Source organism: Pseudanabaena sp. 'Roaring Creek', assembly GCF_001402795.1.
GTDB lineage: Bacteria > Cyanobacteriota > Cyanobacteriia > Pseudanabaenales > Pseudanabaenaceae > Pseudanabaena.
In genome coordinates this window covers 22214-29655 of the sequence record NZ_LIRE01000375.1, presented here as the reverse complement: position 1 = coordinate 29655, position 7442 = coordinate 22214, and the positions used below count along the sequence as shown (strand labels likewise).

The following is a 7442-nucleotide window of genomic DNA, read 5'->3' as shown; positions in this document are numbered from 1 at the left end:
GTGTAAATATTTACAGTGGTAGGTAATGGAGATCGCACTCTAAATCACCCTCTCCAATCTCTTCACGAATACCAAATCGCAATCATCTGAAGCGATCGCGCGTAATATCGAACGATTTTATATTTACAAGATTATCTAAACACACTAAACTTAGTCTATAAACTTAGTCTAGTATGTTTAGATGGAAACCGTTAATATTCATCAGGCTAAAACCAATCTTTCCCGTCTTTTGGCAAGGGTGGAACTGGGAGAAGAGATTGTTATCTCTAACCGAGGTATTCCCGTAGCTAAGCTCGTTCCATTTGGTACTTCTGCTAATCGCAAAGCGAGTTTAGGCATAGATAAGGGGCGTTTTATCGTACCTGAAGACTTTAACGATCCTTTACCAGAGGATATCTTGTCAGCATTTGAGGGGAGTGAAGGGTGAAATTGTTAATGGATACTCATATCTGGTTGTGGTGGTTTGCCCAGCCAGAGCGTTTGAGTGAAGAGGCGATCGCTTCCCTTGTCGATGAAGCTAATGAAGTGTGGTTCTCTGTGGCAAGTGTTTGGGAAATGGGTATCAAAGTGGCGATCAGTAAGTTGCCACTACCAGAACCAGTAGATAGCTATATCTCAAGTCGCATGGTGCAATTGGGGGCGCGATCGCTCGATATTTCATTCAGTCATGCCTTACAAGCTGCGGCTTTACCTTTACATCATCGTGATCCCTTCGACAGGATGTTAATCGCACAGGCTCAAATAGAAAATATGACGATCGTGACGGCTGATCATATGTTTAGCCAATATCAAGACATTTCTATTCTTTGGGCAGCAAATTCATAGGAAGGCGATCGCTCTTTCTAATAAAAGCCTCGCTTCATGAGCGATCGCATAGAATTCTAGGGGAATTTTGCCAAGATTGTAGCGCTTGAAGGGTTTAATAGGCGATCACAGATAGTAATTGGTATTGATTAAGATACTTAACCTTTCATCTGTTCTTGTAGAAGTGGCGATCGCCTCAGTTAAATTCTGGCAACCAAGGCAAATCAGTCGTTCCGTAATTGTACCCAAGCTGATTAATTAAAGTGGTTAACTGACCTCGATGGTGAGTTTGATGATTAAACATATGCGTGACTAATACCCATGATGGAATAACTCGCGTTTTTCCATCAACGTTACTTTTATACTCGCATTTTGAACTTAACCATTCCGAATCTAGCCTCATCGACCACAATAAAATTTGACGATCCACTTCAATTCTCTCTTGGCGTAAATCTTCAAAGTTATCGTATAGTTGCTGCCCAATTACTTCGCAGTGAAAAGGATTGCTAGTAAAACGCCCCATCCAAGCTTTGTCACCGTATAGCAGATGGTTCAAGGTTCCATGTATAGATTCAAAAAAGGCTCCTAAGTCTTTTTTTCGATCTTCATCGGGAATATCAGCACATACCTCATACAAATTGCTATTCATCCATTGGTTGTACCGAGCCATGAGTTCAAATTGAGTTTTATTAATCATTTCCATACGCTGAAAGACTAACCGATCCCTTACGAACAGTATTAAATTTATCTATTTTCTCATTTAAAAGAAAAATAGATATGAATTCAGCAAATTTAGATCGCGCTTCCCGATCGCACCCTAAACAACCCTCTCCAATCGCCTGACAAAAGCCGAACTGCGATCGCACGACAACTCTAAATACTCGGTAGCCCTAGTCATAGTCACGCAATAATCGCATGATGTTCTAGGGGAAATTTGCCAAGATTGTAGCGCTTGTTAGATTTAGTTTAGTGGCGATCGCGGTTCTAGTGGAAAATTGAAATTAGCATTTCACGCTTAGCGGGTGTAAATATTTACAGTGGTTTGTAACGGTAAGCGATCCTAGTAGCGATCGCATTTTGTAACAGATAACGATCCAAATTAAAAAGAATGCCACTCTCCACACCTAATGTAGTCATAGGGTTGAGCAGCAAAATTTCCATCTGTAAGTTTCTGGAAAACCCGATTAATTTTAGGTTCCCCTTTTTTGCAGAAAACTAAGACACCAACATCTGGTGGTAGTATCAAACGATATTGAAAAAGTGGAAAGTTTGATAGTCTTGTTTGGTTTAATTGGGGTGATTGCTGGCTGGGCTCTCCTACAGTACGACCGAAAAGATCGCAATTCACATAATAGTTATGATTTGGATTTGGCGAACCTAGTCCGACTGGACGGAAAATATTATTAAGTTTGGGATCTCCAGTAGTCAAACATTCTAGTCGTACTCCATCATTAGGTTCTAAGGTAAGAGCATATTGAGCCCTCCTTAAGATCCAACCATTGGCAGGATGAATCGCATCAATTCGCGTCTCTGCTTTAGCAGGATTTACAGACAAGACTAGTCCTGTAATAAGTAAATAAATATATGTGCAGATCCTGAGATTGAATTTATATAAAAATGGGAGTTGTTTTTTCATCACAAAAATTTAATACAGCGATCGCATATTGTTCTAGGGGAATTTGCCAAGATTGTAGCGCTTGATGGACTGGGTTTAGTGGTCATCCCAGTTGCAATTTGAGTTCCAGTAGAGGTATTTATTCTCAAAAATTTGATTAGCCCAACTACGATTAATCCATTTAACACCGACCAAATAAATATATATGGTGTGAGAAAGAAAATTAGTGTGTTCAGGAAAGTTATCATGCAATTTCAATAACTTGATTTTATTGATTTCAGTTTAACAGTTCCCCTCCCTAAGAAACTGACAAAATCACCTTCTCCAATCTCCTCACAAAAGCCGAATTCCGATCGCACGAAAGCTCAATCTGAGCTACTTAATTATTATTGGATTTTTTCATACCCAGATGGGCATTCTGGTTCTGGTTGGAGGACAAATTTGGGGGGCATCTGGCGAGTAGGTTTTAGGCTCGAACAGGTTATGACAAATGTGCTCGGGTCTGGAGAATTAGGAATTTGGACAACATACACCAGTCCCGTATATGACTTCAATCCATCTTTCTTTGCTAGACCGATGTTCTGAACTGCCTTAGTACTATTGAGAACCTCAATTTGATATTTGTAATTTTCAGTCTCAGGACTAATGCCAATATCTAGATCGGCAATTTTACTTGTAAAGTAATTCTTTTCTAGAAAGAAAGCTTGCTGAGCGCGATTCAACGTCCCAACATAAGTTTTTGCTTCGCTCTGTTTTATTGGATACCCAGAAGGTGGAGGACTTGTAACCTCAATGTCTTTAGGCAAATTAGCGTCATTGGAAATACGATTGAGAAATAGCGCGTTGGGTAAAAGCAATCCTCCAAAAATATTTTCTGAATACTGAAATGCTGCGGGAACAAATAATTGTTGCAAAATTAGCTGACCTTTTTGACTGAAATCAACGGTGATTCTGGAGGCAAAACTACCATGCAACACATCTAGGTATGTCTGTCCATTAGTCGTATTCACTTGATATTCAAAGGCGAATGCTGACTTCTGGTCTATGTTGACCATATATAGCTTGCCATCAGCAGTAAAGATAAATTTCAATGGGTCTTTAGTATTGACAGTAGGTATTAGTTGCCATTGTCCAGTTAAGCGATCTCTTAACTGACTTGCTTCCGCAGAAAGAGGAGTATTTTCGGCAGCGATCGCCTCAAAACCGAGATTAGTAAAAATTGCTGGATAAGCAATATTCATGGCGATCGCTAAGGAAGTTACAACTTTGAAAATCAAATTTTGTTTAGTTTGTTTAAGCATTATCTATTACTCGTTAATCCCCAAAAAGATTATTTTCTTGTAGAAATTTGACAAGATTGTAGCGCTTGAAGGACTGGGTTTAGATCTTACTTTTCCCTTTATCTCTGAGACTCTCTCTGGACAAGGGTCTCAAAATCCAACCTATTTGCAATAAGTGTCACTTAATGACAATCCGCAACGCTAGAATAAGGCTTTTGGTAGTAGGAATATTGACGGTTATACTAAAACAGCAAGATAACGGGAAAAGTAAGGGGGGAGAGGGGTTAGGGGTGATGGCTTTACAGACTTCCACGTAACATCAGTTACTTATATCCCATTGCCAATTAAAACAAAAGCAGACCAAAAATAAGGATGATTATAATTTGCTTCACCCTGTTTTACAGATCTATGAATCATCGCCAGTTGCGCTTCTCTAAGAGATGTTGATATTGTAATATTTCGCTTTTTTAAGTTTTCATAAAAACTTTTCATCAATACCTGAGTGCCACCATCCGATACTTTCCAGAGAGAAGCAATCGAGGCTTTAGCTCCTGCTCTCTGGACTTGATAGCCAAAACCAAGAATCTCAGAACCATTGCCCAAGCTACCTATCCCAGTTTGACAAGCGCTGAGGAGCACTAAATTAGCATCTTTTAACTGCCAGTCTTTCACTTCTGATAATGTCAACTTACTTCCATCTCCAAACAGAATATAGGAATCTAATGGACTACCCGATTTAAACTCCGCATGGGTGGCAAGATGCACAATATTTTTGCCGACAACATTTGTTTTTGTAGCATTGGCGGTAAAGTCATATTCAATTAGTTTAGTTGTATTAGGGAAGCCAGTAGTAATATTATCAACTTCAGGAATTGTTGAAGGCAATCCACCCAGACCAAAACGAGTTTCGCTACCTTTTCCACCGAAGGCTCCAACAAAGATGCGGAAGTTTGTTTGAGAATTGTGATTTGGATCGAATAGGCTATAAGCAATCAAGTTATCTACTCGATATTTTTCTACTAGCCACTGTTTACCATCATAGAGAGCGGCAAGGGGAATATAGCGAAGAAGACCATCTGGAGCATAGAGGATAGTATTAGCCTCAGCCCGTTTTAGGTCTTCTTCAATCGGTTTAATGATGAGATTGTAGAGGTTTTGACTTGAATCTTTAACATCTAAAGAACTAATATCTTGCAAGTCATTACGAAAATCAGTCACCAGTTTTTCGAGTTCTGTTTTGCTTATCGTAACAGTACGGTTGATTGGGAGACTATTGGCAGAAAAAACAATCAATTCAAGGCGATCGCTTAAAATCAAAGGATAGATCAGGACTGCTCCTTGAGGAAGTTTTTGCAGATATTCGGGAGTTTTATTAATATCTGATTTTGGAATTTGCTGGATCTGACTCGCAAGTTGTTGATTGAATTCAGTGATTTGTTCGTTGCTAATCGTCGATAGCTTGTCGCTAATATTTCTTTCAGGCTCTAAAAGTCTAATGTTCTGCGTAGTGCGATCGCTCCCTTTGATGTTTTTAAGATAATCTTCAAGTTCTTGGATTTTAAGTAGGTCAAGAATTTGTAGGGCTTCTGACACTCGCCCTTGTTTGAGCAAGAGATCGGCAAGGTTGCGATAGGTTGATGCTACCGTATCCAAGTAGGATTTTTGTTCTTCTTTGCTCAGCCCAAGGATATCTTTGCGAATCGCTTCTGTCAGATTGATTGATTGTTTATAAAACAGGATTGCAAGTTCGGGTTTATTTTGCTGGGCTAGTAAGTATCCCAAGTTTCTAAACACTTTGCCTTGACCTTCGCGATCGCCAATTTGATTAGTAATAACTAAAGATTGTTGATAGAAGTCTAGAGCCTTTGTAAAATCACCTAATTCTCGATAGTTATTACCAAGATTAATTAAGGCAGTACCTTCACCTCGGCGATCGTTAATTTTTCTAAAAATGTCTAATGATTGTTGATGTAATTCAATAGATGTTTGATACTGACCTAGACTGCTATAGGTGACACCTAGATTAATAAGCGTACCTGCTTCATTTTGATAATTTTTCATTGAGCGCGCTATTTCCAAGCTTCTTTGCTGAAAAGAGATTGCTTTCTCATACTTTCCTAAAATACGGTAGCTAGTTCCTAAATTATCTAGAACTAATCCTTGGAAGACATGGTCTTGACTTTTATCCAAAATCTTTAGGCTTTGCTGATAAAACTCAATCGCTTTTTCATATTGACCTAGATAGGCATAAACAATGCCTAGATTATTGAGCGAAGCTGCTTCACTATGAATAATTGATTGCTTATCCATCTGAACAAAGGGGTTATTAGGAGCAGGATTTTCACTGTAAAGCTGTTCAATCTTACGAGCAATATCTAAGCCTTGCTGATAGAAGTTAATTGCCTTTTCATATTGCCCCATATTGTCGTATGCTGCACCAAGTTTATTGAGAGAAGCAATTTCACCAATGGGAAGTTGGATCTCACGGGCAATTAATAAACTCTGTTGATATAAATCGATCGCTTTGTCATACTGACCTAAACGATCGTAAACATAACCCAAATGATCCAGAGCACTACCCTCAGTCTCCCGATCGTGACGAGTGCGCCCAAGTGCTAAAAGTTGTTGGTAAAACTCAATCGCTTGATTAGATTGTCCCAACTTTTCAGAAACTCTGCCTAAATTAACAAGGGTGACTTTTTCTCCATCTCCCTGAAGTTTACGATCGATGATCAAAGCTTGCCGATAGATCTCAATCGCTTTTTCGTATTGACCAACGTCTTCATAGGCTCTTGCTAATTCGCTAGTCGTCTCAGATTGTATAATTAAGTTAGCAAACTTGAGAGCAAGATCTAATTCTTGCTGAACAATAGGAATTACTTTCTCATATTGCCGCAGCTTTCGGTATAGGTTACCTAAATACATCAATGCGTCCATTTCCCCAGATTGATAGCTAATTTCGTGAGAAACGCTTAAAGCTTGCTGATAAAAGTCAATTGCTTTTTCAGTCTGATTTAAATTTGTAGAAACTTGACCTAGACTAGTGAGTATATCTGCTTCACCTTTGCGATCGCCAATTTTCTGTCTACAAACTAATGCTTGTTGGAAAAATTCAATCGCCTTGTCATACTGTTCTCGATCTGACCAATAAATCACTCCTAATTTTTCGAGAGAAATACCTGCACCTTTATAATCTCCAATTTGCTGGTAAATAGCGATCGCTTTCTGGAAGGAATCAATTGCTTTCGTATCTTCTCCTAAATTCAAGTAAAGAAAGCCTAAATTTTTGAGCGAATCTCCCTCACCTTGCTGATTCTTAATTTGTCTAAAAATGGCTAGAGCTTTTTGATCGAAGTCACTCGCTTTATCGTAATCCTGCATATATCGATATGCCTCTCCTAAGCCATTTAGGGAGTTTCCTTCTCCTTGGCGATCGCCTATTTGCTGGGAAATTATTAGAGACTGCTGAAAAATACTTATTGCTTCACTTCGGTTTCCTAGTTCCACATAAGCATTACCCAAACCAATGAGCGTATCTTTCTCACCTTGACGATTTTTGGTAATGCGGTAAAGTTCTAACGCCTGCTTAAATGATGTGACTGCTAACTTGTATTGATTGTTGTAAGCTTGCTGGATTCCTTGCTTAAGCAATTGATCGGCATCAGCCTTACGATTTGTTATAGCCTGAGACCAACTATCTTCACGTACCACTAATTGTATTGGCAAGCAAAACAGCAAAGTTA

The 7442-nt window shown here is 39.0% G+C and carries 6 protein-coding genes; 2 read left to right on the top strand and 4 right to left on the bottom strand.

Annotation, left to right across the window (positions count from 1 at the left end):
• Nucleotides 1-181 precede the first annotated feature (181 nt).
• Nucleotides 182-427 (top strand): type II toxin-antitoxin system Phd/YefM family antitoxin, encoded by a 246-nt coding sequence (locus tag AC805_RS12770; RefSeq protein ID WP_055075788.1) that lies wholly within the window; start codon nucleotides 182-184, stop codon nucleotides 425-427.
• A complete protein-coding gene (locus AC805_RS12765; protein WP_055075787.1) occupies nucleotides 424-825 on the top strand; it encodes a type II toxin-antitoxin system VapC family toxin in 402 nt (133 codons plus the stop codon). The genes AC805_RS12770 and AC805_RS12765 overlap by 4 nt, the downstream gene beginning before the upstream one ends.
• Before the next feature lie 175 nt (nucleotides 826-1000).
• Here AC805_RS12765 and AC805_RS12760 read toward each other — a convergent pair whose 3' ends face one another.
• From AC805_RS12760 to AC805_RS12745, 4 genes are all read right to left on the bottom strand, one after another.
• Nucleotides 1001-1501: a DinB family protein gene (locus AC805_RS12760; RefSeq protein WP_055075791.1), complete on the bottom strand. Its 501-nt coding sequence runs from the start codon at nucleotides 1499-1501 to the stop codon at nucleotides 1001-1003.
• A 402-nt stretch (nucleotides 1502-1903) separates the two neighbouring features.
• Nucleotides 1904-2440 (bottom strand): hypothetical protein, encoded by a 537-nt coding sequence (locus AC805_RS12755; protein ID WP_055075786.1) that lies wholly within the window; start codon nucleotides 2438-2440, stop codon nucleotides 1904-1906.
• A gap of 365 nt (nucleotides 2441-2805) precedes the next feature.
• Complete coding sequence (locus AC805_RS12750) at nucleotides 2806-3720, bottom strand: type IV pilin-like G/H family protein (protein ID WP_055075785.1); 915 nt, start codon at nucleotides 3718-3720, stop codon at nucleotides 2806-2808.
• A 306-nt stretch (nucleotides 3721-4026) separates the two neighbouring features.
• Nucleotides 4027-7425: a tetratricopeptide repeat protein gene (locus AC805_RS12745; protein ID WP_197278720.1), complete on the bottom strand. Its 3399-nt coding sequence runs from the start codon at nucleotides 7423-7425 to the stop codon at nucleotides 4027-4029.
• Nucleotides 7426-7442: the final 17 nt, after the last annotated feature.